Source organism: Actinomyces massiliensis 4401292 (assembly GCF_000269805.1).
GTDB lineage: Bacteria > Actinomycetota > Actinomycetes > Actinomycetales > Actinomycetaceae > Actinomyces > Actinomyces massiliensis.
In genome coordinates this window covers 309,205-333,110 of record NZ_JH711481.1, presented here as the reverse complement: position 1 = coordinate 333,110, position 23,906 = coordinate 309,205, and the positions used below count along the sequence as shown (strand labels likewise).

The following is a 23,906-nucleotide window of genomic DNA, read 5'->3' as shown; positions in this document are numbered from 1 at the left end:
AAGGGGGAAAGAGGCGCAGTAAGCGGTTTCAGGCCGGCCGGGAGGGTTCCGATGGCGTCGTGCGGAGGACGGCCAGGGCCCGGGTGAGGTGCTCGCGCAGGGAGGCGGCCGAGGTCCGGTCGGGACGGTTGGCGGGACCGGGCCAGGCGAGGGCGGCCTCGATGGCGACGCCGGTGATGGCGCGCGCCCGAGCGCGCGCGGTCAGGCCGTCGTCGGGCAGGTGGCGCTCGACAACGGCGGTCCAGTCGGTGGAGCGCTGCCACAGGGCGTCCTGGAGGGCCGGGTTGTCGCGGATGAGCCGGATCCTGCGGGCGAGGTCGTCGAGCCACTGGTCGGCGTCGGCCAGCAGGTCGTCGAGCGCGCGGTCGATGTCGGGGGGCTGTCCGGGGTCCGGGGGTGTGAGCGCACGGTCGAGGGCGCGGGCGATCTGGTCGGTGAGGGCGATGTCCAGGACGAGGGCCTGCTTGGTCCCGAAGTGGCGGTAGAAGGTCATGGGCGCCACGTCGGCGGCCTCGGTGATCTGCTCGACGGTGACGGCGTCGAAGCCGTGGGCGGTGAACAGGTCCAGGGCCGTGCGGCGGATGGCGCGTCGAGTGGCGAGCTTCTTGCGGATGCGCCGGCCGCCCGAGGTGCCCGGTGTGCTGGTCATGCCCGCGATTGTACGGACCCCGCCCGCCCCCCTTATTTTCGCCGAGATCGGTCGTTTTCCGCGCCGAGATCGGTTCATTCCTGTGCAGCCCTGGGCGTGCGTGCGCGAGGTGCCCGCCGCTCGTCATGATAGGCTCTCTCATATGAGAGAGGATCACGCATCGAACTGGTTCGGCCTGGCGGCCTTGTCGCTCGGCATGGTCCTGCTGTTCATGAACACGACCATGATCAACGTCGCGCTCCCGGCCCTGTCCGCGGGGCTCGGGGCGAGCACGGGCGGGCTCGAGTGGGTTGTCTCCTCCTACAACCTCGCCTTCCTGGTGGTTCTGCTGCCGGGCGGGGCTCTTGGCGACCGGCTGGGGCACCGGCGCCTGCTCGTGGCCGGGGTCGTCGGCTTCTGCGCGGGGGCGTGCCTGGCGGCCGTGTCCACGTCGGTCGGCGTCCTCATAGCCGCCCGTGTAGTCATGGGGCTGGCTGCCTCGGTCTTCACGCCGATGTCACTGGCCCTCATCCCGCAGATGTTCGACGATGCGCGCAAGGCCCTGGCCACCGCGACATGGACGGCCGCCGGGGCCGTCGGCGCGCCGCTCGGCCCGCTGATCGGCGGGTCGATGATCGACAGGTGGGGGTGGCGGGCCATGTTCTGGCTCGACATCGCCGTCGCCGTCGTCGTCCTCGCCATGTGCCTGAGGCTCGTCCCCGTCGGCCGCCCGGCAGCCGGCCGACGCAGCCTGCCTGTCGTCCAGGTCGTCGCCGCCGCGCTCGGCCTCGCCCTCATCACCTGGGGGCTGATCAATGCCGAGCACACCTGGAGCGCACCCGCAACGTGGAGCCCGATCGCAGCGGGCGCTCTCGCGCTTGCCGTATTCGTCGTCGTCGAGCTCCGCGCCCGCGACCGGCTGACCGACCTCGGCCTGCTTGCTCATTACCGCTTCCGGGTCTCGTCCCTGGTTCTGATGGGCATCAACTTCGTGCTGTTCGGCCTGCTGTTCGTCACCCCGGACTACCTGCAGACCATCCTCGGCCACGACGCGGCTGCAGGGGGACTCATGCTCATGCCCGTCGCCTTGACAGCCGTGGTCGGGGCGGTGATCTCCTCCGGCCTGTCGCGAGTCCGGGCCGCGCGCGAGCTCATCCTTCCCGCGGCGATGGCGCTCGCCGCCGTCGGTCTGTGGCTGTGCTCCACCACGAGCGCGACGAGCGGCTACCAGCCCATGTTCTGGGGCCTGCTCGTTGCGGGTCTCGGTCTGGGGATCGGTCAGGCCCACGGGATCCAGGCGGCCATGAGCGCCGTTCCCAGTGAGCGCGGCGGCGCGGGGGCGGCTCTTCTTAATGCGATTCGTCAGCTCGGCGCAGTCCTGGGCATTGCCCTGCTCGGCTCGCTGACCGGAAACCGCTACGGACAGGGGGTCGCGGAACTGGCGGCCACCCTGCCCGATCCGGCCGCATCCGCCGTCAGCGGCTCGGTCACGACGGCGTTCGCCGCAGCAGCCCGGATGTCGGACCCGGCGGCGTCCACCCTGCGAGCCGCCGCCTGCGGCGCCTACATCCACGCGATGCACGTTGTGCTGGCCGCCTGCGCCGTAGTGACCGGGATGGCCGCTGTGGTCCTGCTCGCGCTTGCTGCAGCACACGTCCGCTCACGTCCGGCTCAAGGGTCTGTCGATGCTCAGACCCCTTCCTGAGTCGGAGACGGGGTGGCCTCGGGCGGGCGCCCGGCGCCCGGTTCCAGCCTCAGACGTGCGCGGTGCTGCTCGTGCCCAGGTACTCCAGCCAGCGCTCGTAGTGGTCCAGGACGTCGTGGGCGACCTGGTCGGCGGACCAGTCCATGATGTCGTAGCCCACTCCGCCGCCGCGCAGTCGCACCTCGAGCCGCACCGTGACGTCGTCGGCCTCATTCATGCCGCCGCCGTAGGAGGGGGCCGGGGTCTCGACCATGCGTACCACGTAGCGGAAGACCTGTCGGCCGCCCGCGCGCTCGAGGACCTCGGGCTCGCTCTCGCCGTCGCGGGCCTCGTTGTGCGGGTCTGTCACCAGCAGGGTGACGCGGCCCAGGTAGTTGCGCTCGTCGTCGGGGTCCTCGGCCTCCTTCCCCTCGACATAGACCTCCGCGTCCAGCTTCTCCTTCTCGATCTCGGCGGCCATCGCCTCCAGCGCCGGCACAATGCGCCGGTCCAGCGCTCGCTGAGCCTGCTCGGGGGTGACGTGGGCGAAGGTGTGCGACAGGCGGTCGCGCCAGGAGACGCGCTGCAGACTGGCCGCGGTTCCGGTGAAGCCGACCTGTCGGTTGCGGTAGGCGCGCGAGCGGGCCAGGTTGTAGCTCGCCTCCTGATGAAGCGCCTTGAGCAGGCAGGCCATGATCACGACGAGGATGAAGCTGAAGGGCAGCGCCATCACCAGCGTCGCCTGCTGGAGGATGGTGATGCCTCCGGCCACGAGCATGGCGATGGTGAGGATGCCGGTCAGGGTAGCCCAGAAGATCCGCAGCCATGGGGCGGCGTCCTCGCGCTCGCCCTTGATCCGGCTGGACAGGCTCGACATGACCAGGGCCCCGGAGTCGGCGCTCGTGACGTAGAAGAGGATGCCGATGAACAGGGCGAGGGCGATGACGGGCTTTCCGCCGGCGGCGTTGAGCAGGAGGTAGAGGCCCTGCTCGGGCTTGGAGATGGTGGTCTCGGCGAAGTCGGTGTCGCCCGAGCGGATGAGTTCCAGGGCGCTGTTGCCGAAGATCGCCACCCACATCACCACGTAGGAGAAGGGCAGGATGAGGGCGCCGAAGATGAATTCGCGGAACGTGCGGCCGCGGGAGATGCGGGCCAGGAACATGCCGACGAAGGCTCCCCAGGTGATCCACCAGGCCCAGAAGAACAGCGTCCATTCGTTGAGCCACTCCTCGGGCCGGTTGTAGGCGTAGGTCTCCAGGGTCAGCTGCGGGAACTGGACCATGAAGTCGCCGACGCTCCCGATGAGGGAGTCCATGAGGAAGGCCGTGTCGCCGGTGATCATGACCCACAGGGCCAAGCCGATGGCGAGGACCACGTTCATGTTGGACAGGATGCGCACGCCCCGGTCCACGCCGGTGGTGGCCGAGACCGTCGCCATGATCACGGACAGCACGATCAGGCCGATCTGCGCGCCGATGCCCTGCGGGATGCCGAAGAGGATGTCGAGGGCCACGTTGAGCTGGACGACGCCGACTCCCAGCGAGGCCGCGATCCCGAAGACGCCGCCGACGAGCGCCGCGGTGTCCACGATGTCGCCGGCCCAGCCGTCCACGCGGTCCCCGAGCAGCGGGCGCAGGGTGGAGCGCACCGCCAGCGCGTCGCGGCGCCGGTAGGCGAAGTAGGCCATGGCCATGCCCATGATCGCGTAGACGCCCCAGCCGGAGATTCCATAGTGGAAGATCGCCAGGACGACGGCGTGCCGCGCGGCTTCGACGGTCTCGCCCTCGCCGACGGGCGGCTTCATGTACTGGGAGACGGGCTCGGCGATGGCGAAGAACATGATGCCGGTGCCGATTCCGGCGGCGAAGAGCATGGCGGCCCAGGAGAAGGTGGAGAAGTCCGGGGTGGAGTTGTCCGGACCGAGCCGCACGCGCCCGTACTTGCTCAGGGCGACCAGGAGGACGAACGCGAGCGAGGCCGTGATGAGAAGGATGTAGAAGGATCCGAACCACTTCCCGGCCCAGTTGACGGCCGCATCGAAGGCGCTCTGCACAACCGTGGGCGAGATGAAGGCGCCGGCGGTGACAATCGCGATGATGACGGCGGAGGCGAGGAATACCCCCCAGTTGATGGGCTGCTTGTCGGGATGGGGTGGGGCCGGCTCGCCGGACGTATCGGGCTCGGCGGAGTGGCTGGTCTCAGGGGCCGCAGGGACGGGGTCGGGGGAAGGGGGGGCGGGCTCGGCGGGGGCTTCGCTGGCCGATTCGATGACCGAGGAGTCGGCGCCTGTGCCGGTCGACTCGGTGGGTTCGGCGGATTCAGTGGGTTCGGTAGGTTCGTTGGCGGACTCGGGTTTGCCGTTCGCTGGTGGTTCCATATTGACTTGACTCCATTCACCGTGGTGATGTCAGCCGTAGAGCCTTGCAGGAGCTGATGCAAAGATCAACTGGGAGTGGCGGATTCTCGCCGGAAGAAGAGGGTTGGAGGCTGCATGGAATGTACGGTTCCGGCCGCTCAATGTGAAGTAGATCATATTTTTGATGAGGTCTCATCGTGCGTCGAGCTGAGGGCGTGAGAGGCGGTCTGATCGAGGCGCGCTACGGCGCCGCGATGGATCGTGCGCTCACCCTGGCCGCAGGTGCCGGTCGGGCCGGCGAGGTGCCGGTGGGCGCCGTCGTCCTCGGGCCCGACGGCGAGGCCCTGGCGGAGGCGGCCAATGCCCGCCAGGCCGCATGCGATCCCACGGCCCACGCTGAGGTGCTGGCCCTGCGAGCGGCGGGGGCGGCGCTGGGCGATTCGCATATGGACGGCTGCGAGCTGGTGGTGACTCTCGAGCCCTGCACCATGTGCGCCGGCGCCATCCAGTTGGCGCGTCTGGTGCGGGTGGTCTTCGCCGTCTGGGAGCCGAAGACGGGGGCGTGCGGGAGTGTGCGCGATGTGCTGCGCGACCCGCGTGCCAATCATCGCGTCGAGGTCGTGGCCGGGGTGCGCGAGAGAGAGTCCGAGGCGCTGCTGCGGAGGTTCTTCGCCGAGCGGCGGTGATGTAGGGCTTACCATTAGGGGTAGTTCTGATCGGCGTCGGGAGAAGGCGTATGGCGACCAACGACCAGGTGCGTGCGCTCGTGCGCAGCCATGGGGATGGTGACGATGCGCAGTTCTACGCCGTCGCCATCCAGGTGGCCGCGAAGGCAGCGCGTGCCGGGCAGTCGCGATTCGCTCAGGAGCTGCGTGACCTGGTTGGTGATCTTCGGGCTTCCACGGCTGCCCAGCAGCGGGTGGCCGCCATCGTTCCTGTGGCTCAGCCGCGCGGAGAGTTGGCGGGCCTGCTGTCGGTGGCTTATCCGGATGACCGTCTTGTCGATCTCACGCTGGCCCCGCCTCTTCGTAGTGCGCTTGAGCGGATTCTCGCCGAGCAGCGTCAACGCTCGCTCCTGGGGGAGTATGGGCTGGTCCCCGCACGGCGCGTGCTCATGACCGGTCCGCCCGGGACGGGGAAGACTTCGACCGCCCGAGTCGTCGCAGGCGAGCTTGGGCTGCCGCTGTTCACAGTGCGTCTCGATGCTCTCATGACGAAGTACATGGGGGAGACGGCTGCGAAACTCAGGCTCGTTTTCGACCAGCTCTCCGATGTGCGCGGCGTCTACCTCTTCGATGAGGTCGATGCGCTGGCTGCGGAGCGCTCTCTGGGGAACGACGTCGGTGAGATCCGCAGGGTGATCAACTCCTTCCTTCAATTCCTGGAGGAGGATCTCTCCGACAGTATCGTCCTGGCCGCCAGTAATCACTCCGGTCTGCTTGATCGAGCTTTCTTCCGGCGCTTCGATGTCACTCTCGATTTCGATCTTCCGGACGATGCGGGGGTTCGCGAGCTCATTGTCGATCGGCTGGCCCTTATGCGCACCAGCAACCTGGGGTGGTCGCGCATCGTAGCGGCGGCGCAGGGGCTCAGCCATGCGGAGATCGTCATCGCCGCTCAGAATGCCGCCAAGCAGGCCCTTCTCTCCGGGAAGTCGAAGGTACTCACGGAGGACTTGGTCGTGGCTTTGAATGAACGCCAGCGCTCGGTGCCGGAAGGCTGAGCCGTGTCTCGGCATCCACGTTCGCGTCAGCACCTCGTCGTTCCGCCGCCCGAGGAGAATGTGGATTACAAGTCCCCGGGACAGAATAGAGATAATCGAGAGCGTAGGGTTTTTGACGGCTCTCGCCGGCCTCATGCGGCATCCTTGCGGAGGCAGTACGAGGATGCGATTGCCGCCGAGCAGTGGGACGACCGTAATTCCCGCACCATTACTTTTACGACCTTTCCGGGAGCGCTTGACATCCTCGCGCAGCTGGATTCGCGGAAGACGCGAGGTCCTCACATTGAGCTATTGTCGGCGACAGCGACGGGCGACAAGGACGATGCTGTTCTCACGGCGTCGGTATATATTCCCGAATCGCAGGAATCGTGGTTCTTGAGGAAGCTTGATGACTATGTCGACACAGTCAAGGATGAACGTCCGCGTCATCGCAATCTCATCGAGTCGATCGAGCAGATTCGCAAGGCCACGGCGCGGTTGCTCTGGACTGATCCTCCAGAATGCTTTCCCGACGACGGAGCTCCGGTTTGGTGGGAGGTCTGGCTGCGGAAAAACTCGGACATAGAAGACATAGAATTGGAGCATCTTCTGCGGGTGGTGAGGCTGCAGGGCCTTTCCTGTCCGCCGGAGCAGTCTCTGAAGTTCGGCGATCGAACCGTTTGTCTGCTGCAAGGCACAGTTAAGGATATCGTGCAAGTCGTCGAGCGTGTCGACGGTATTGCAGAGTTGAGGCGGTCGCATCAGCCTGAGTTCTTCACCAATATGGACCGACCCGAGCAGGTCAAGTGGATTGAAGACCTGCTGTCTCATGCCGGCTCGATCTCCGGTGATGCTCCCGCCGTCTGCGTCCTGGATACCGGAGTTCAGCATGAGCATCGCTTACTCGCCGATGGTCTCGATGACGCCGACTGTCATTGTGTTGATGCGCAATGGCGACCTGATCCGGTTTATCCTCACGGTACGGAAATGGCCGGACTAGCGCTGTACGGCGACGTGGAGGAGGCGCTGAGTGCGGCTGGCAGTGTGCGTCTGGATCACTGCCTGGAGTCGGTGAAGATTCTGCCCGACCAAGGAGAGAATGAACCCAGGCTCTATGCAGCGGTTACGTCCACCGCTGTTGATATGCCGGAGTTGCAGACGCCGGAGCGCTCCCGCATCTTCCTCATGGCGGTGACCGCGCCGAGTCGCGACGATGAGGCGACTGCTGCGGGCATGCCCACGTCGTGGGCTGCCGCGATCGATGCGTTGTCCTATGGGCGCTCAGTGCTTCCCGTCGACCAGGGGCGTCATGGGCTTCTTCTAGACCGGGAGAAGCCTCCTCGACCCAGGCTCTTCGTCATCTCGGCCGGGAACATTCGTGATCCTCGCGCTGAGGACGACTACCTCGCTCGCTGTGATGTGGAGCCGATTGAAGACCCTGCTCAGGCGTGGAATGCGCTGACAGTCGGCGCTTACTCCGCCAACGATGACATGAGATCCGCGCCTGAGGATTTTACGGGATATGAGCCAATTGCGCCGGCAGGAGACCTCGCTCCCACCAGTCGCACCTCGGTCTCTTTCGCTCATGCTGACTGGCCTTTCAAGCCCGACGTGGTCGCCGACGGCGGGAATCTGCTCCGGTCTCCGGACGGCGGGAACGTGGACCGATCCGACCACCTGTCCGTTCTCACGACCCGATTCCAGCCCTCTGGTACCGGTAGCTTCTTGACAACCAGCTCCGATACCTCGGCTGCCTCCGCGCAAGTCGCAGCGATTGCCGCATCGGTCCAGGCTGAGTATCCGGCGCTTCGTCCGGAGACGGTGCGCGGGTTGGTCGTCCACTCTGCTCGGTGGACCGATGCCATGAGCGCTCGCCAGTCTTCGAGGAAGAAGCCGCAGAAGGGAGAGCTTCAGAAAATGCGGCGCCGTTACGGCATGGGCGTTCCGGATCTCGCCCGTGCCCTTCGCAGTGCTTCAGATGCTCTGACACTCGTATGCGAAGGGAAACTGCATCCATTCAAGCCTGGAAGGCAGGTGAATGTCGATCACGTCTATCGTGAGATGGCGCTCCACGATCTTCCATGGCCGCGCGATGTTCTAGAGAGTCTGGGTGAGGCGCAGGCTGAGCTACGCGTCACTCTCTCTTACTTCATCGAGCCCAATCCGTCTCGACGAGGTTGGAATAACCGTTACGCCTACCAGTCCCATGGCCTGCGCTTCTCCATGAAACGTCCAGAAGAGACGAGTGCTTCTTTCGCCCGTCGGATCGATGTTGCCTTGAGAAACGAAAGTTATCATAGTGTTGATCTAGAAACTGAAGAAGGCTGGTTCTTCGGGGCAAATTCTCAGACTAAGCCGGGCTCTTTGCATACGGATATCTGGCGTGGGACGGCGGCGGCCCTCGCTGAAAAAGGCGTGATTGTGGTTCATCCTGTCCGTGGATGGTGGAAAACTCGTCCGTCTTTGGATCAGAGTGATGAGGGCGTGCATTACTCGCTTATTGTTAGTATTGAGACACCTGAAAACGATGTTGATATCTACACTCCGGTGAGCGCCATGATCACAACCACCGCCGAGATCGAGACATAGGGGGGACCTGTTGGGGGTCCCTCGCCATGTCGTTGCAGGTTGCCCGTACGCCAGCCCGCCCCGCTGTCTTACGAGAGGGGGTGCCGTCGTCGGACCTGAGGCTGCGGTAGTTGAGGAGGTTGGTCCGGAGCGTGAGCGACCTCGCATCCGCTGCGGATTGGGCCGTCTGCTGTCCGCCGTGTAGCCTCGAGCCCTGAGGTAGCGTGTCCGAGCGGCCGAAGGTGCAGATCTCGAAAGTCTGTGTGGTTCATAGCCACCCTGGGTTCGAATCCCAGCGCTACCGCCATCAGGGTCCCCGGTACTCAACGAGAAGTTGGGTGCCGGGGAACTTCGTGTGCAGTGCGTGTGCAGCGGTGACACGCTGGATGGGCTTCCGGTGGGGGCTGCCGTTGATATTGCGGGGCTTCGTTCATGCTCCAGAGCGATCGGATCTCGTAGCGGGCTGCTGCTTTCATGTGCCTTCGGGCTTGGCTGGGCCGCCGTCGTGGCGCGGTCTCAATCGTCTCTGTGAGGCCGGCTTCGTGATCGGCTGGCTGAAAGTGATCGTGCTGCGCGTCTTCAATGCCTCTGACACTCTCGGACGCTGCGCACATGAGAGGGTGCGCCTCCCTCGGCGCCAAGACCGGTCCCGCGGCCGGTCGGATACCGTGTACCCGAGAAGGTACGCACATGGGAGAAAAGCGGCCTGTTGGGACGAATGCCATTTCTCCGCGTAATTCCAAGGATCTCATACTTCCATTAAGGCGAGTCGCTGCATTCCCATGTGCACAGAGCCCCCTAGGCGCACATGGGAGCGCGTCAACCGTCCTTGACGTCCTGATCGCAACCCCAGAATTCCAACGAAAACCGGCACTCTTCTGAATAGCCCGCCTCTGTCCCGTGTGCAACCGTTCCCACGCCCATTCCCGGAAGGCGCTCGAGCTCGCTGAGGACGGCATCATGAAGTCCGGCCGGGTCGCCGGAGCTTATTAAGGGCCGTTTTGCCGGTGACGCTCGTCCCTGTCGGCGCCTGGCTCACCAGCTTCCCTGATAGAAATCCCAGCGCTACCGCCGAAGCGAGAACTCAGCGCAGCGGCGATAGCGGGGCCTTGTTACCCGGGTTACCCGGTTACCCGCAGTTGCTCAAGATATCGTGGTTGCCGCCATGTGCGTCGGATGCGGAGGATCGCTGCTGGGCTATCAGCGATCTCGGCGCGGAACCGGACCGATCTCGCGGCGGAGTACGACCGATCTCGGCGCGGAACTGGACCGATCTCGGCGTGCGGTGGCGGGGCGGTCGGGGTGGTCGGCCCTGCGGCCCCAGCAGCTCTAGCAGCCCCAGCCTCCCCATCTCAGCCCCAGTCGCTCCAGCAGCCTTAGCTGCTTCAGCCTCCCTATCAGCCCCGGCATCCTTAGCGGTCGGGGTCGCCGTCGGGCCCTTCGTGGGCGGAGTTCGACAGCGAGGCGATGTGCCGGGCGACCGCGAGACCTGCGGCGTCCCCGGATGTGGCGATGAGAATGGTGTCATCGCCCGCGATGGTTCCGAGGACGCCCGGAAGCATCGCGTCGTCCACGGCGGCGGCCATCAGCTGCGCCGCCCCCGGGGGCGTCTGGAGAACGACGTCCCCGTGGGCGCAGGCCACCGAGACCAGCAGCTCCTCGACCATGTGCGCCAGATGCTGGTCGACCCGCCCCTCGACGTCGTCGGGGAGGCGCTTCTGCCCGGGGGCGCCCGCCTCGGGCAGAACGTAGACCTGCTTCCCGCTGGCGGTGCGGGCCTTGGAGGCCCGCATCGCCTTGAGGTCTCGTGACAGCGTCGCCTGAGTGACGCTGAAACCATGGGTCGTGAGCATCTGCTGCAACTCGCGCTGGGAGTGGATGCGAGTCGTGCTGATGAACCGTTCGATCAGGCGGCGCCGCGCAGCACGGGTGCGGGCCGCGATGTCGACGACCTCCTGCGGTGACTTGGTTTTCACGAGATCTCCATGGTCGAAGCCTGCGAAGCGGGTCCGAGGAGGAGCACCCCGACTCCCCGGAGAGTCTAGGAGAGTCGGCGCCGTCTCCTCCTTGATGGCGCCCGGCCGGTGCCTGCGCCAAGCCTAGGCATGACCATCCTCGGGCGGTGGTTGGGTGCTGCGGGGGCAGGCGCCGGTGGAGGCGTTGGGGGTTTGGTTGCGTTCGAGGAGGGCGTTGCCGCCGAGGGCGACGACGATTCTCATGGTTGTGTCTCCTCGGTGGTGGGGGTGGCGAGGGTGGCGACCATGACGGCTTTGATGGTGTGCATGCGGTTTTCGGCTTGGTCGAAGGCGGCGTTGAGGGGGGATTCGAAGACGTCGTCGGTGACTTCCAGGCCGTCCATGCCGGTTTTGGTGTAGATGTCTTGGCCTACGGTGGTGTTGCGGTCGTGGAAGGCGGGTAGGCAGTGCAGGAATTTCACGTTCGGGTTGCCGGTGGCTTGGACCAGGGCTTGGTTGATCTGGTAGGGGCGCAGCAGGTTGATGCGTTCGTCCCAGACTTCTTTGGGCTCGCCCATGGAGACCCAGACATCGGTGTACAGGAAGTCCACTCCGGCCACGCCGGTGGTGGGGTCGTCGGTGATGGTGATGCGCGCTCCGCTGGTGGCGGCCAGGTCGTGGGCGGCGTCGATGATCTCGGCCTCGGGCTGTAGTTGTGCGGGGGCGACCATGCGCACGTCCATGCCCATCAGCGCCGCTGAGATCAGCAGTGAGTTGGCGACGTTGTTGCGGGCGTCTCCCAGGTAGGCGAAAGCGATCTGCTGGATCGGTTTGCCCGAGTGCTCGATCATGGTGAGTTGATCGGCCAGCATCTGGGTGGGGTGCCATTGATCGGTCAGCCCGTTCCATACCGGGACCCCGGACAACTCGGCCAGGGTCTCGACATGTGCTTGTTCCTTGCCGCGGAACTCGATCCCGTCGTAGAACCGGCCCAGGACCCGGGCGGTGTCGGCCACTGATTCCTTATGACCCATCTGCGAGCCCGAGGGGTCCAGATACGTCACCCGCGCTCCTTGATCGTAGGCCGCGACCTCGAACGAGCACCGCGTGCGCGTCGAGGTCTTCTCAAAGATCAACGCGATGTTCTTACCCACCAGCCGCTGCACCTCACGACCAGCCTTCTTCGCCGCTTTCAACTCCGCCGCCAACTCAAGCAACGAACCCCACTCCACAGCAGTGAAATCCAACTCCTTAAGAAAATGACGCCCAAACAACAAAGAACCCATAACAACTCCTAAGCTCGAATACGTGGTGGTGGCAGTTCTGTGATGATATACGCGATCACCCGTGGTCGCCTGCAGCTAAAGGCGACCAACAGTGTGCGCGGCTGCGCGCCCCCTGATGATGCGGGTCGCGAGGTCAGCGGGACCGCGGTGTACATACGGTGTACCTGGGGGCCGGCGCGCCCCCTGTATGCGGGGGCGTGCGCTCGTGCAGGGTTTTTCAGTGGTCTTCAGTGGTCTTCAGGGATTTCCTGCCCCCTGCCTCAGGTCCCAGTACGACTCAGTACTCGTCAGTACGAGACCGCATCGCGGTCGATGGGGCACGTCATGCAGTGACCGCCCCCGCGTCCGCGCCCGAGCTCGGCGGCGGGGATCTCGAGCACCTCGATGCCCGCCTTGCGAAGAGCCGAGTTGATGCCGTAGTTCCGGTCATAGGCGACGACGACGCCCGGCTCGAGGGCCACCACATTGTTGCCGTCGTCCCACTGCTCGCGCGCGGCGCCCAGGCGGCCCGCCGGAGACGTGACCGGGTTGAGCGTGGTGCCCAGCGCCTTGCCGACGACGTCGAGGAACGGCGCCTCCTCGTGGCGGACCCTGATGCCTCCCGGCTCCGTGCTCGAGGGCTCGAGGGAGAAGGAGGTGAGCTGGGAGACCACGGGCTCGTAGATGTTGACGACGTCCTCGGAGCAGAACGTGAAGATGGTGTCGAGGTGCATGGTGGAGCGGTCGCGCGGCATGCGGGCCGCGATCACGCGCTCGGCTCCGCCCTGCTCGAACAGCCCGTGGGCCAGGCGGCTGACGGCCTGATAGGTCGAGCGCTCTCCCATGCCCACCAGGACGATGCCGTTGCCGATCGGCATGATGTCACCGCCCTCGATGAAGGAGTGCCCCTGGTCGCCCTCGGCGGCGTCGAACCAGATGGGGAAGTCCCTGCCGGTGAAGGCGGGGTGGAAGGTGTAGACCGCCTTGACCAGCATGGTCTCGCGCTTGCGGGCGGGCCAGAACATCGAGCTGAGCGACACGCCCTGGTAGAGCCAGGCGGAGGAGTCGCGGGTGAAGATCGAGTTGGGCAGGGGAGCGATGAGCATCTCCGGCTCGTCGGTGCCCACGTGGTAGGGGGCGATGCCGGTACCGAGGACGTCCTCGGGGACCTCGTCCGAGGACAGCCCGCCGATGAGGTAGGTGCACAGCTCCTTGCTGGGCATCTCATCCATCCAGTCGCGCAGGCCCTCGGCCACGCCCACACCCATGGTGTCCTTGTTGACGCGGCGGTCGAGGATCCAGGCGCGGTGCTCTGGGACGTCGAGGACGTCGGCGAGCAGGGAGTCGAACTCCAGCACCTTGACACCGCGCTCGCGCATGAGGGAGACGAAGTCCGCGTGGTCTGCGCGAGCCCGATCAACGTCGAGGATGTCGTCGAAGAGGAGGTCGTGGCAGTTCGACGGGGTGAGGAAGGAGTGCGCGCGTCCGGGCGGGCAGACCATGACGGTTCGCAGTTTTCCGGCCTCGGACCAGACTCCGGTGGTTGATGTACTCATGATGTCCTTTCGTGAATCTGTCGGTTCCCGTCCTTCATTGGGCGGGCCGCGCAGTTGGCTGGGGTGCAGTTGGAAGCGGGGGGCGGGACTATTCGATAGAGAGGGCGCCTGTGCACAGGCCGTAGATCGCGTATATCGAAGTCGCCGAGAAGACGGCGATGACGATCCAGTCGATCGTGGTGAAGACCCGCTTTCCGGCCTCCTTCCGGGCGATGACGTAGAAGGGCGTTCCCACGAGGTAGAACAGGCCTACGAATAGGAGATACGTCGGTCCGGCCGCGTACAGGAGCCATACGGCGTAGGCGGTTCCGAGAATGCCGATGACGATGTCCGCGATTCCGGCCTTCTCACGGTTGCGGAAGGAATTGATGAGATGGAACGCGGCTGAGAACAGGTAGGGGATGAGGATGAGTGCCGACGCCAGGAGGATGAGGCTGGTGTAGGTCGATCCGGCGAAGTGCGCCCAGATCAGCATGGTCTGGACCATGCCGGTGGTCAGCCACATCGCGCCGACCGGTGTGCCGTTCTTGTTCTCCTTGGAGAACCAGCGCGGCAGGGTGCTGTCGAGCGCCGGCACGCGCAGGATCTCCGCGCACATGAGGAACCAGGACAGCAGGGCGCCGATGAGCGAGATCGCCAGGCCGGCGGCGATGAACTTGGCCCCCCAGGGGCCTACCGCCGCGGTCAGCACGCCGCTCGTCGAGGGGTCTGGCATGGCGGCGATCTCTTCGCGGGGCGCGATGCCGTAGCTCAGGAGATTGACGAGCAGGAGCAGGACGAGCACCGAGGCGAAGCCCGTGATGGTGGCGCGGCCGACGTCGTGGCGGTTGCGGGCGCGCTCGGAGAAGACGGAGGCGCCCTCCACTCCGATGAACACCCAGACCGTCACCAGCATCATGGCCTTGACCTGGGTGAGCGTGGAGCCGAGGTCGCTGTTGGCGCCCCAGAAATCGGCGGAGAAGGTGCCGATCTTGAAGGCGGTGGCCCCGATGATGATGAAGACGATCAGGGGCACGATCTTGGCGATGGTCACGACGACGTTGACGACGGCCGCCTCGCGGATGCCGCGCAGGATGAGCAGGTGGTACAGCCACAGGAGCGCCGAGGAGACGACGGTGGCCAGGAGCGTGGTGCCCTCCCCGAATCCGGGCAGGAATACGCCGATCGCCGTCATGAGGAGGACGAGGTATCCGACATTGCCCATCCAGGCGCTGAACCAGTAGCCCCAGGCCGAGGAGAAGCCCAGATAATTGCCGAACCCCTCTTTGGCGTAGCCGTAGACGCCCGCATCGATATCGGGGCGCTGCACGGCCAGGCTCTGGAAGACCTTGGCCAGCATGAGCATTCCGGCTCCGGTGATGAGCCATCCGATGATGAGCGGGCCGGGGGCCGCCGCGGCGCCCATCTGCGATGGCAGACCGAATATTCCCCCGCCGATCATTGAGCCGATAACGAGTGCGATGAGTACGGCTAAAGACACCTTCGCGGGTGATGAAGATGCCGACTGATCCTTGACAGAAGAATCGTGAGGCGATTCTGTCGCCATGTTCCGCCCCTTTGTGGAACTGCTATCTGACTCCTGAAGAGTAGGGCAGCCTTAATCGCGGCGTCCTCGGTTGGCGGGGCGTAAATTTATTAAATCTATCGTGCATAAAATTTCTCTTATGCGCGGCGCCGCTCGAGATTCCATTGCGTGAGCGGTGTTGCGCAAGGAGGTGTGTTGGCGCATGAATATGTATGCGCACCCCAAGTTAGGACTAAAGTCCCTCTGTGGGTGAGAGGATGCCGGTCAGTCGTGCGGTGAGCTCGGCAGCCGCCTCCGGGCTGGTGCAGACGACGACGACCGAGTCGTTGCCGGCGATGGTGCCGAGAGCGTCATGCGGCTTCGCGGTGTCGATCTTGCGGGCCACGTAGGCGGCTCCGCCTGCCACGGTGCGCACGATGATCCGATGGCGAACGCGCTCGAAGGACAGCCAGAGCGACGGAGCTGTGCGCCCCGGTGCGGAGGAGGTGCTCTGGAGCCGGCGTCGGAAGGTACCCATCTGGATTTCTCTATTTCTTCTTCTATGAAGTATGCGGTCGGCCAGCAGTGACGACCTATAAGTGTACTGCCTCATGCGATGGGCGGACCCCGGCGCAGCTGCACTTCAACCGCGCCGTCGCGTCCCGCGGGTCGCCGGTGCCGTCCACGGGTCCTCGGGCCAGGGGTGCTTGGGGTACCTGCCCCTCAGCTCCGCACGCACCTGCCGGTAGGGGCCGGCCCAGAACGAGCGCAGGTCGTCGGTCACCGCGACCGGCCGTCGTGCCGGGGACAGCAGATGGATCAGCACCGGTACCCGTCCGTCCACCACCCGGGGCGTGTCCGCCCAGCCGAAGCACTCCTGCATGCGCACCGCCAGCACTGGCCGCTGGAGCGCCTCGCCCTGCTCGCCGACGTAGGACACCCGTATGCGCGAGCCCGACGGCACCTCGATGCGCTGCGGTGCGAGCTCGTCGAGGCCGGACGCCTCCGGCCATGGCAGCAGCGCCCGCAGTGCCGTGCCGACGTCGAGCCGCCTCAGGTCGAATCGTCTCCCGGAGGCGGCGAGGGCCTCGACCGCGGGTAGCAGCCACTGCTCGGCCCGGTCCAGCAGCGCGCCGTCGTCCATCGCGGGCCACGGCTCGCCCAGCGCGCGGTTGAGCAGGGCCAGGCGCGCCCGCAGCTCACCGGCCTCGTTCCACGGCAGCACATCGAGCCCCTCGGCTCTGCAGGCCTCGACGACGGCGCCGGCCACGGCGGACGGGGGCGGAGTCCCGCCCGGCGTCGCCGTCAGTGTGATCGCACCCAGGCGCCGCAGCCGTTCGGAGCGCAGCCGCCCCTGGGTCCACACGACCCGCTCCTCCTCGGTGAGCCACGGCGCGCCAACGCTCAGGGCGAGCTCGTCGTCGATCGGGGCTGCCGCCCGAACTGACGCGTCCCCGCGTCCGAGTGCGGCACCGACATCGGCCACGGCCAGCCACGGCGACGAGTTCAAGGCGGATCCCCGCGCGGTGCGCATGCCCGCGCCGCCGACGCTGGTGTAGAAGGCCGGCTCCCCTGCGGAGGGCGTCGGGCCTCGGCGGTGTGCGATCCACTCGGGACGGGCGAGGGCCGCCACCAGGGCGACTGCCTCGGACAGGGTGGTGGCCGGGATTGCGGCTGAGGGCATCGCTCCGGCTGGGGCTTGCGGTCCGTCTATGGACGCCGACCCGGCTAAGGGCGCCGACCCGGCTGCGCGGTGGGCCCGGTCGAGGGTGCGACCCGCCGATTCGGCCGCCCGTTCCAGGCGGCGGGCTTCCGCTCTCCAGGCGCTCGCCGATGCGCCGTCGTCGTGCACGCTGCGCGCCAGTGCGGTCAGATCGCCGCCGGGCGCGCGCAGTTCCGCGCTGAGCAGGGCGGTGCCCTCGGCGGCTCGCCTGGCGCCCACGGTCCCGCGAGCCGTCAGCAGAGCGCGTGCGAGACGGGCATCGGCCGGAATTCGGGCCACGGCGCGCCCTAGCACGGTCACAGCCGCGGCTGCCCCGTCGGCTTCCGCGTCGTCCTCCAGCAGTCCCAGGCGCTGCAGCGCGGTACGCGCAGCCTCCATGGCCGGGGCGGGCGGCGGATCGAGCCAGGTCAGGCCGGCGCCGTCCGGAGCGCCCCATACTGCGAGCTCGAGGACGAGGCGAGTCAGGTCGGCGGACAGGATCTCCGGTACGGGCGCTTGCGGTGCGCGCGCCCAGTCCGTCGGCGTGCAGCACCGATAAACGACGCCGGGCCCTTCGCGTCCCGCGCGCCCGGCCCGCTGGACGCCCTCCGCTCGGGAAGCGCCGACCGTCACCAGCCCCGACATGCCGCGAGCGACGTCGAGGCGCGGCTGCCGGGTCAGCATGGCGTCGACGACGACGCGCACCCCCGGCACGGTCAACGAGGATTCGGCCACGTTCGTGGCTACCACCACGCGCCGGCGGTCCGGTGGCGATGAGGTCAGGGCGGCGTCCTGGGCGCGGTTGCTCAGCCGCCCGTGCAGAGGCAGGACGTCGACGCTCTCCGGCACGGAGCCGTGCAGGCGGCTCACAACGTCCTCGACTTCTCGGGCTCCGGGCAGGAAGACGAGCGCGTCGCCGGTGCGCTCGGTGAGCGCCCGCTGCGCGGTGGCGGCGACATGGGCGAGGAATTCCCGCGGCACGCCGTGCGGGCCCAGGCGGGGCGTGCGCGACGGCGGGGGCGCCCACACCTCCTGAATCGGATGGAGTGAGCTGGCGACCGAGACGATGGGGGCTGCGGGGGCGGTGCTGGAGTCGGCGGTGCTGTTGCCGCCGTCGGCGTTGGCGGAGTCGGCTGCGGAGTTGGCGTCTGCGTCCGGCGAGCCTGCCCCGAGCAGGGCGGGCAGGCGGTCGAGATCAGCGGTGGCCGACATGGCGATGATGACCAGATCCTCGCGCAGGGCGCGAGCGTCCAGGAGGAGCGTCAGGAGCAGGTCGGACTCCAGGGACCGCTCGTGCACCTCGTCCAGGACCACGGCCGCCACCCCGGGCAGATCGGGGTCGGCCTGCAGGCGGCGCAGCAGCAGCCCGGCGGTGACCACCTCGATGCGCGTATGCGGGCCGGCCTCCCGTTCTCCGCGCACTGCGTAGCCGACTGTGTTGCCCAGTGGCTCGTCGATCAGGTTCGCCAGGCGCCGTGCGGCGGCTCGGGCGGCGATGCGGCGGGGCTGGGTGACGATGACGCGCCCGCCGTCCTCGGGGGTGGTGAGGGCGTGGGCGACCAGGGGCGGGACGAGAGTGGTCTTGCCGGTGCCGGGCGGGGCGGTGATGACGATGCCGCGTTCCGGCTCATCGGCCAGCAGTTCGCGGAGCCGGGGGAGGGTCTCGCTGGCGGGCAGGTGCGGGGGAGCCGCGAGAAGCCGGGCGAGAGGATCGGGCGCGGTTGAGTCCACGGGCTCATTGTGACCGGTGCCGGGCTCCCCGTGTCCTTCGTCCTTTGTCCTCCGGCTTCCGACGTCGGCTTCCAACGTCGCCGAGATCGGTCGTACTCCGCACCGAGATCGGTCGTAACCCGCACCGAGATCGGTCGTAACCCGCACCGAGATCGGTCGTACTCCGCACCGAGATCGGTCCGTCCACCGCCTCCTTGTCGAGATCGACATTCTCGAATGAGATCGACGGTGCCACCATCGATCTCGTGCGAAAAAGTCAATCTCGACGCTCCCCCGGTTGATGCCGGCATTGCGTTGCCGCTCGTCGTCGGCCCGGACCGATCTCGAGCCGGAGTTCGACCGATCTCGACGCGGAACCGGACCGATCTCGGCGCCCTCACCTAGCGGTGCATCTCTGACGCTTCTCACGCTTCGGCCGTCCACGCGAACCCCGAGGTGACGCTGTTCGCGCTGTCAGGAGCGCGCCCCTATGGCGCCGATGAGTTCAGCTGCGGGCTATGTGGAGCAGTTGCCGCTGCCCGGCAAGGCTTTTCGAAACGGCCGTGCGCCACGTGGTGCCGAATGTGCTCCTGTCCGCCGCACTCGGGCGCGCGCCGGCCAAAGGTGATGCGAAAGGGGCAGTTTGACGACGTTCAGGACTATCCCGCTGTATGAAAGCCGCTGACCGTCCTGCAGTCGGACGTCATTACCTGGTATGCCGGGTATGCCAGGCATACCAGGTGCGCTCGGAATGCCACGCAAATGGACAGTATCGAGAACGGGGTGTCAATGGTCGCTGATTCCGTATGTCTTCCAAGACCCGGGAACGAAGAATTCGATTGATGCCGAATTGGGTAATATCAGGCAGAACCGACCGCTCTTGTATTAGTGTCCAGCGCATTACGGACCACGGTGAGCAGAACGACGGCTCGGGAGATGTGCGAAGTCCCGATGGCGTCGGCAATACGGTCCTTCACCTCGGCCGCAAGCGCCTGGCCACGTGTGCGGAGTTCTGCGCCGTGGGCGGTCAATGTCCGGAGCGCAAGCCCCAGGTGGTTCTCCGACTCGAACGACTCGACCGCACCGATTCGCGTCAGCACCTCAAGGGCGGTCGACCCGGTCTGCTGGGGCACTCCCGCGTCCTGGATGATTCTGCTCATCGTCGCCGGTTCGTCGGTGCGGAGTTGCTCAAGGACGAAGTACTGCGCGGCGGTAAGGCCGATCTCGCGTAACTCGCCGGTGATGTCGCTCGCGAATCCCGCCGCGAGATGCCTGACGCTCGCCCCGAGACGTCGCCGCACGATCTGCTCGATACGTCGCTGGGCGTCGAGTTGCTCCGGGGCGCCTTCTACTCTCGTCAGGTGCACCGCCGGAGCGAGCAGGTCGAGCAACTCGGTGTACTCCAACGTTCCAATCAGGTCGCGACGCTCTTCCTCGATCCTGGAGAGCGCGTCATCTGCAGCCGCAGATGTCGTCTGTCCGAGCGAGGTGAGTCGATTGAGCACGACGACATCCGAATGCTGGTCTCCCACCCGATGGAGGTACCCCTGCGCCTCGAGTCGTTTCACAAGCGCATGTGCTGCTTGGGGGGAGACACCAAGACAGCGGGACATGTGTGCGGCGGACTGTCCCGGCGACTGCAGCAGACCCATCATCGCGATGTACTGTGTGATCGTGATGCCGTGTCGACGAAGCGCAGCGGAATCGGCCTTGCTGAGCAGCCTGTCGAGGTGACGAATCGACGACCAGAACGCGTCGGTCGTGGTGGGCGACATCTGGGATTGGTCTGCGGAAGCGCTGGCCTTTGCACCCATGCAACCCTCCTCATTTCCGCCGTCATGCGGCAGACACCACTTTACCCGATGTTGATCGACCTTTTTGAGCCGCCATATTCCGGTATTCCGGTCAGGCGCAGCCGATGGGCGCCGCGATCTATCTCGGATCGGCCGTTTGCCGAGCGGCCCCATGATCAGCATGATGATCAGCACGGACTGTGCGGCTCCCGTATGCGAATACCACGAGCAGCACCGCAGCGAGTGCGCCCAGCGCGCCTGCGGCGGGAAGTTGCTCCACGCCGACGAGGTTGATGAGCGCACCGCCTACCGCACCCGATGCCGCGATCCCGAGGTACATTGCCGAGGAGTTCAGGGAGATGAGCACGGACGCGGCCTCGTGCCCCGCGACGACGAGGCGATGCTGCTGCGCTGGGGCGAGTAGCCATCCCGCGATGCCCCAGAACAGCGTGGTCGCGACGGCGAGCCACGCGATGTGGCCGCCGAGCCAGAGCATGACGAACGCCGCCGTGAGCGCCATGACGCTCAGCAGCACGGTCGTTCGAGCGCCGATCCGGTCGGAGAGCACGCCGCCGAGGATGTTCCCGATAGCACCTCCGACACCGAAGGCCAGCAGCACCCATGACAGCGGTGAGCCCTCGATTCCCGCGCGAATCGCGAAGAACTCGGCGATGTAGTTGTAGACGGTGAAGGCGCTGAGGAAGACGACGAAGGTCGCGATGATCGTCGCCGGTACGCCTGGGAGTCGCAGTGTGCGCAGGCGCTGCCGAAGATCCACTGCAACAGGTGCCGCGACGGGAGGGAACCGCCAGGCCACCAGCACGAGTACGACGACGCCTACTGCGACGATGAACCAGAACACGTTCTGGAACCCGGAGACGGCGCCGATGAACGAGCCGATCGGCACGCCGACGATCGTCGCGATCGTCAGACCTGAGGTCACCAGTGCGATCGACCGCCCCCGTCGTTCAGGCGTCGCGAGCGCTGCGGTGATCACGAGTGCCGCGGGTGTGAACGTGGATGCGCCGAGCGCGGCGATGACGCGGCCGGCCAGCAGGACGGGATAGAGCGTGCTCACGGCGACTAGGACGTTGCCGAGGACGAACACTGCCAGCGATCCGAGTAGCAGTTGCTTTCTCTCTACGCCCCCGAGCGCTGAGGCCAGGATTGGGCTGGCGATCGCGTACACGAGCGCGAAGATCGTGATGAGCTGGCCTGCGCTCGATGTCGTCACGTCGGTCGCCCGGGCGATGTCCGGCAGGAGACCGGCGATGACGAAGCCGTCTGTCCCGATGACGAACATGCCGAGGGCGAGGATGATGAGACGGAATTGCATGGGCGCTCCTTAGTGCTAGCGGAGAAAGAGATCGTCCGGGCCGACAGGGACGATGCCGCGATTGAGGATCGGTATCCCCAGGTGGTACCCGCGGGTGATCGCGTCGAAGTCGGTCGTTATCCGGAATATCGGGGAGCGGTACAGTCTCCGGACGTAGTCGTGCAGTGATGGGAAGTCGCGGACCCGGTATCGGTGTAGTCGGAAGGACGGCGCATACACGACGTCGAATCGAATGAGGAGGGTGAAGAGCCAGACGTCCGCGTCGGTCGGTCCGTTGCCGAGCAGGTACTCGGATTTCTGGACCTGGTGGTCGAGGTCGCTCAACAGATGCTCAACGCGGGTCACCTCGGTCTCGTATTCATGCTGATCTGTGACGAACCCCGCTCGGTAGACAGCGGCATGCAGATCGAAGAAGATGCGTTCTGTCCACGCCCGCTGCTGTGGGGCGAGGTCGGGCGGGTAAAGGTCGATCGGTACGTCGGTCAGCTCGTCGCGGAGTATCGCTAGCGTCCGGTACGGATCGTTGCTCACCACGCCCGCATGTCCGACGAGTGCGGGCAGCCGTGTGCTACTCGCGAGCATCCCCCTCGATGCATCCGCCTCATCGACTGGTTCCCACCAGGCGACGTCGGACGTTGCCCGGAGGCGGCCTCGCTGGACGCTGATGATCGGTATCTGCTCTGCGAGTCCCGCCAGCGCAAGTGCAATCGCGAAGCGCTGCCCCGTCGGCGCGACATCCGAGTAGAAAAGAGCGAACTGTCCCGGCTCACCAGTGATGATGTCGCGCGCGATCGCGGGCGATAAACGCGCACGGACTGCGCTGGGGAGCAACGGGCCGCCCCGGATGCCGAGACGGTAATCCTCCGGTGGCTCGAATGCCGTTGTGGAAGAGTCGAACCGGCCGTTCATCGGTTCTCCTCCACCGGGCAGACTACGCTCTCGACCTCGAGTAGACCGATACTGCTCATGCTGCCACCCACTTTTCGATGACGTGCTGGGCTTGAATCAAGCTGAGCCGTGGATCGCATCCGGTCGTATACCGATGCGGGTCGATCAGGGCATCACGGTCCCAGACGCACTCGTCGACGTCGTCCACCGTGGTTTCCAGGCGGAATCCGCCTGGTGCAACTCCGTACGCTCGGACGATCGAGGAGAACAGAGGAGAACTCTGTCGCTTCAGCGAGTATGTCCGCCACGAGCCGGGTCTTGATGTCCTGACTGTTGGTGAAGGTGTTGCCGTGCTCGTGAGGTATCGGCGATCCCGATATTCGCGGATCTGCGGGGCTTCATAGTCGAAGAGCAGCGCCTCGTGACTCGTCCAGATGCGGTCGGCCGCGAAACCGGGTGCCGGAGTTTTACGAAGCGTGGGAGTGATGATCTCGCTTGCGATCCAGCGGGTCGCAATACGGTGCGCGTTCCCTGCGCGGTGGCGCTCATCGGCCTTGGGCGCATGCACGATAGGTCCTCGGAACGTCATGAAGGTCTTGCCTGCATGCGTCTCGAACGGTGCGGATCGAGGCTTCGCGTACTGGCCGCCGTTCCAGGCTTCGGAAGCGACAAGCGCGCGGACACGCTCCCGGTCCGCCAACTCCCATCAGCCAGTTCCTTGTCCCGGTACATGTTCCCCCTCTTCGCGCTGCTTCAAACTGGCGAGGCGCTGCCGACTGGCGGAGACCTCAAGGCTGTCGGGAAGCATTCAAATAACAACACCCGACATTGATATAACACCCGATACTACTACTGATGTGACTCGCGTCAAGGCCCGTCCTCACTGCCTCGCGAGCTCGAGCAGAAGATGTCGGTGCCCACAAGGCCGCGTCCAGTGCCGCGCCGAGTCGGATGTATCGGCCTCACTCTCTCCCTCGAGTTCGGTGGCGCGTGAGGACGGGTCTCGCTCGTCGTCGTGACGGCAGGGGCGCGAGACGATGATGCCGAGGATGGATCCTGCCAAGAACATGCTGAATATGGGGCTGGCGATGAAGTGGGCGTAGATGCCAAGGAGGCTGTCGGTCACCAACGACCTAAGTGACAGATGACGCCCCGCCAATACCCAGCACGCGATGATCGATGGTGCGAGCCTGGTAATCCGCATCCTGGCGAAGGTCCTCGGCCTCAATCCGACCGTTCATAACCTCCCAAGTAAGTTC

16 protein-coding genes and 1 tRNA gene are annotated in these 23,906 nt (G+C 66.0%); 5 read left to right on the top strand and 12 right to left on the bottom strand.

Annotated features, from left to right (window positions below; translation table 11 throughout):
- Positions 1-28: 28 nt before the first annotated feature.
- The gene (locus W5W_RS14400) at positions 29-649 is read right to left on the bottom strand and encodes a TetR/AcrR family transcriptional regulator (protein ID WP_017194044.1); all 621 of its coding nucleotides are present in this window, start codon (positions 647-649) and stop codon (positions 29-31) included.
- Between the two features lie 142 nt (positions 650-791).
- On the opposite strand from W5W_RS14400, the gene W5W_RS0101425 reads away from it, so the two are divergent.
- Positions 792-2,333 (top strand): MFS transporter, encoded by a 1,542-nt coding sequence (locus W5W_RS0101425; RefSeq protein WP_017194043.1) that lies wholly within the window; start codon positions 792-794, stop codon positions 2,331-2,333.
- Between the two features lie 49 nt (positions 2,334-2,382).
- Here the strand turns inward: W5W_RS0101425 and betT are convergent, their stop codons facing one another.
- Positions 2,383-4,689 (bottom strand): choline BCCT transporter BetT, encoded by a 2,307-nt coding sequence (betT, locus tag W5W_RS0101420; RefSeq protein ID WP_017194042.1) that lies wholly within the window; start codon positions 4,687-4,689, stop codon positions 2,383-2,385.
- Positions 4,690-4,865: 176 nt separating this feature from the next.
- On the opposite strand from betT, the gene W5W_RS0101415 reads away from it, so the two are divergent.
- The 4 genes from W5W_RS0101415 to W5W_RS15925 all read left to right on the top strand — a co-directional run bounded on the left by W5W_RS0101415 (position 4,866) and on the right by W5W_RS15925 (position 9,245).
- On the top strand, positions 4,866-5,354 hold the full coding sequence (locus W5W_RS0101415) for a nucleoside deaminase (RefSeq protein WP_008730197.1): 489 nt from the start codon (positions 4,866-4,868) through the stop codon (positions 5,352-5,354).
- A 50-nt stretch (positions 5,355-5,404) separates the two neighbouring features.
- The gene (locus tag W5W_RS0101410) at positions 5,405-6,391 is read left to right on the top strand and encodes an AAA family ATPase (protein ID WP_008730200.1); all 987 of its coding nucleotides are present in this window, start codon (positions 5,405-5,407) and stop codon (positions 6,389-6,391) included.
- A 60-nt stretch (positions 6,392-6,451) separates the two neighbouring features.
- Positions 6,452-8,959 carry a S8 family peptidase gene (locus W5W_RS14395; protein ID WP_238533218.1) on the top strand — a complete coding sequence of 836 codons (2,508 nt, stop codon included), beginning with the start codon at positions 6,452-6,454 and terminating at the stop codon, positions 8,957-8,959.
- A gap of 197 nt (positions 8,960-9,156) precedes the next feature.
- A tRNA-Ser gene (locus tag W5W_RS15925) sits at positions 9,157-9,245 on the top strand.
- A gap of 1,105 nt (positions 9,246-10,350) precedes the next feature.
- On the opposite strand, the gene W5W_RS0101400 is transcribed toward W5W_RS15925, so the two are convergent.
- From W5W_RS0101400 to W5W_RS15440, 10 genes are all read right to left on the bottom strand, one after another.
- Positions 10,351-10,914: an arginine repressor gene (locus W5W_RS0101400; RefSeq protein WP_008730196.1), complete on the bottom strand. Its 564-nt coding sequence runs from the start codon at positions 10,912-10,914 to the stop codon at positions 10,351-10,353.
- 239 nt (positions 10,915-11,153) lie between these two features.
- Complete coding sequence (argF, locus tag W5W_RS0101390; RefSeq protein ID WP_029574000.1) at positions 11,154-12,179, bottom strand: ornithine carbamoyltransferase; 1,026 nt, start codon at positions 12,177-12,179, stop codon at positions 11,154-11,156.
- Between the two features lie 287 nt (positions 12,180-12,466).
- Complete coding sequence (locus tag W5W_RS0101385) at positions 12,467-13,714, bottom strand: arginine deiminase (RefSeq protein WP_017194038.1); 1,248 nt, start codon at positions 13,712-13,714, stop codon at positions 12,467-12,469.
- 88 nt (positions 13,715-13,802) lie between these two features.
- The gene (locus W5W_RS0101380) at positions 13,803-15,260 is read right to left on the bottom strand and encodes a basic amino acid/polyamine antiporter (RefSeq protein WP_029573999.1); all 1,458 of its coding nucleotides are present in this window, start codon (positions 15,258-15,260) and stop codon (positions 13,803-13,805) included.
- 211 nt (positions 15,261-15,471) lie between these two features.
- Positions 15,472-15,831, bottom strand: a complete 360-nt coding sequence (locus tag W5W_RS0101375; protein WP_238533217.1) for an arginine repressor — start codon at positions 15,829-15,831, stop codon at positions 15,472-15,474.
- A 30-nt stretch (positions 15,832-15,861) separates the two neighbouring features.
- The gene (locus W5W_RS0101370; protein WP_017194035.1) at positions 15,862-18,651 is read right to left on the bottom strand and encodes an ATP-dependent RNA helicase; all 2,790 of its coding nucleotides are present in this window, start codon (positions 18,649-18,651) and stop codon (positions 15,862-15,864) included.
- A gap of 839 nt (positions 18,652-19,490) precedes the next feature.
- The gene (locus W5W_RS0101365; protein ID WP_232611496.1) at positions 19,491-20,618 is read right to left on the bottom strand and encodes a MarR family winged helix-turn-helix transcriptional regulator; all 1,128 of its coding nucleotides are present in this window, start codon (positions 20,616-20,618) and stop codon (positions 19,491-19,493) included.
- Positions 20,563-21,759, bottom strand: coding sequence for an MFS transporter (locus tag W5W_RS0101360; RefSeq protein WP_017194034.1), 1,197 nt, complete (start codon positions 21,757-21,759; stop codon positions 20,563-20,565). Before W5W_RS0101360 ends, W5W_RS0101365 begins: the two co-directional genes overlap by 56 nt.
- Positions 21,760-21,774: 15 nt before the next feature.
- A complete protein-coding gene (locus W5W_RS15195; RefSeq protein ID WP_008730101.1) occupies positions 21,775-22,668 on the bottom strand; it encodes a glutathione S-transferase C-terminal domain-containing protein in 894 nt (297 codons plus the stop codon).
- Between the two features lie 55 nt (positions 22,669-22,723).
- On the bottom strand, positions 22,724-23,347 hold the full coding sequence (locus tag W5W_RS15440) for a 3-deoxy-7-phosphoheptulonate synthase (protein ID WP_081486175.1): 624 nt from the start codon (positions 23,345-23,347) through the stop codon (positions 22,724-22,726).
- Between the last annotated feature and the right edge of the window lie 559 nt (positions 23,348-23,906).

Coding starts and splice junctions, on each gene's coding strand:
- W5W_RS0101385 (WP_017194038.1), bottom strand. CDS start 13,714: ATGAGTACATCAACCACCGGAGTCTGGTCCGAGGCCGGAAAACTGCGA.
- W5W_RS0101360 (WP_017194034.1), bottom strand. CDS start 21,759: ATGCAATTCCGTCTCATCATCCTCGCCCTCGGCATGTTCGTCATCGGG.
- W5W_RS0101410 (WP_008730200.1), top strand. CDS start 5,405: ATGGCGACCAACGACCAGGTGCGTGCGCTCGTGCGCAGCCATGGGGAT.
- W5W_RS14400 (WP_017194044.1), bottom strand. CDS start 649: ATGACCAGCACACCGGGCACCTCGGGCGGCCGGCGCATCCGCAAGAAG.
- W5W_RS15195 (WP_008730101.1), bottom strand. CDS start 22,668: ATGAACGGCCGGTTCGACTCTTCCACAACGGCATTCGAGCCACCGGAG.
- betT (WP_017194042.1), bottom strand. CDS start 4,689: ATGGAACCACCAGCGAACGGCAAACCCGAGTCCGCCAACGAACCTACC.
- W5W_RS0101375 (WP_238533217.1), bottom strand. CDS start 15,831: ATGAGGCAGTACACTTATAGGTCGTCACTGCTGGCCGACCGCATACTT.
- W5W_RS0101380 (WP_029573999.1), bottom strand. CDS start 15,260: ATGGCGACAGAATCGCCTCACGATTCTTCTGTCAAGGATCAGTCGGCA.
- argF (WP_029574000.1), bottom strand. CDS start 12,179: ATGGGTTCTTTGTTGTTTGGGCGTCATTTTCTTAAGGAGTTGGATTTC.
- W5W_RS0101425 (WP_017194043.1), top strand. CDS start 792: ATGAGAGAGGATCACGCATCGAACTGGTTCGGCCTGGCGGCCTTGTCG.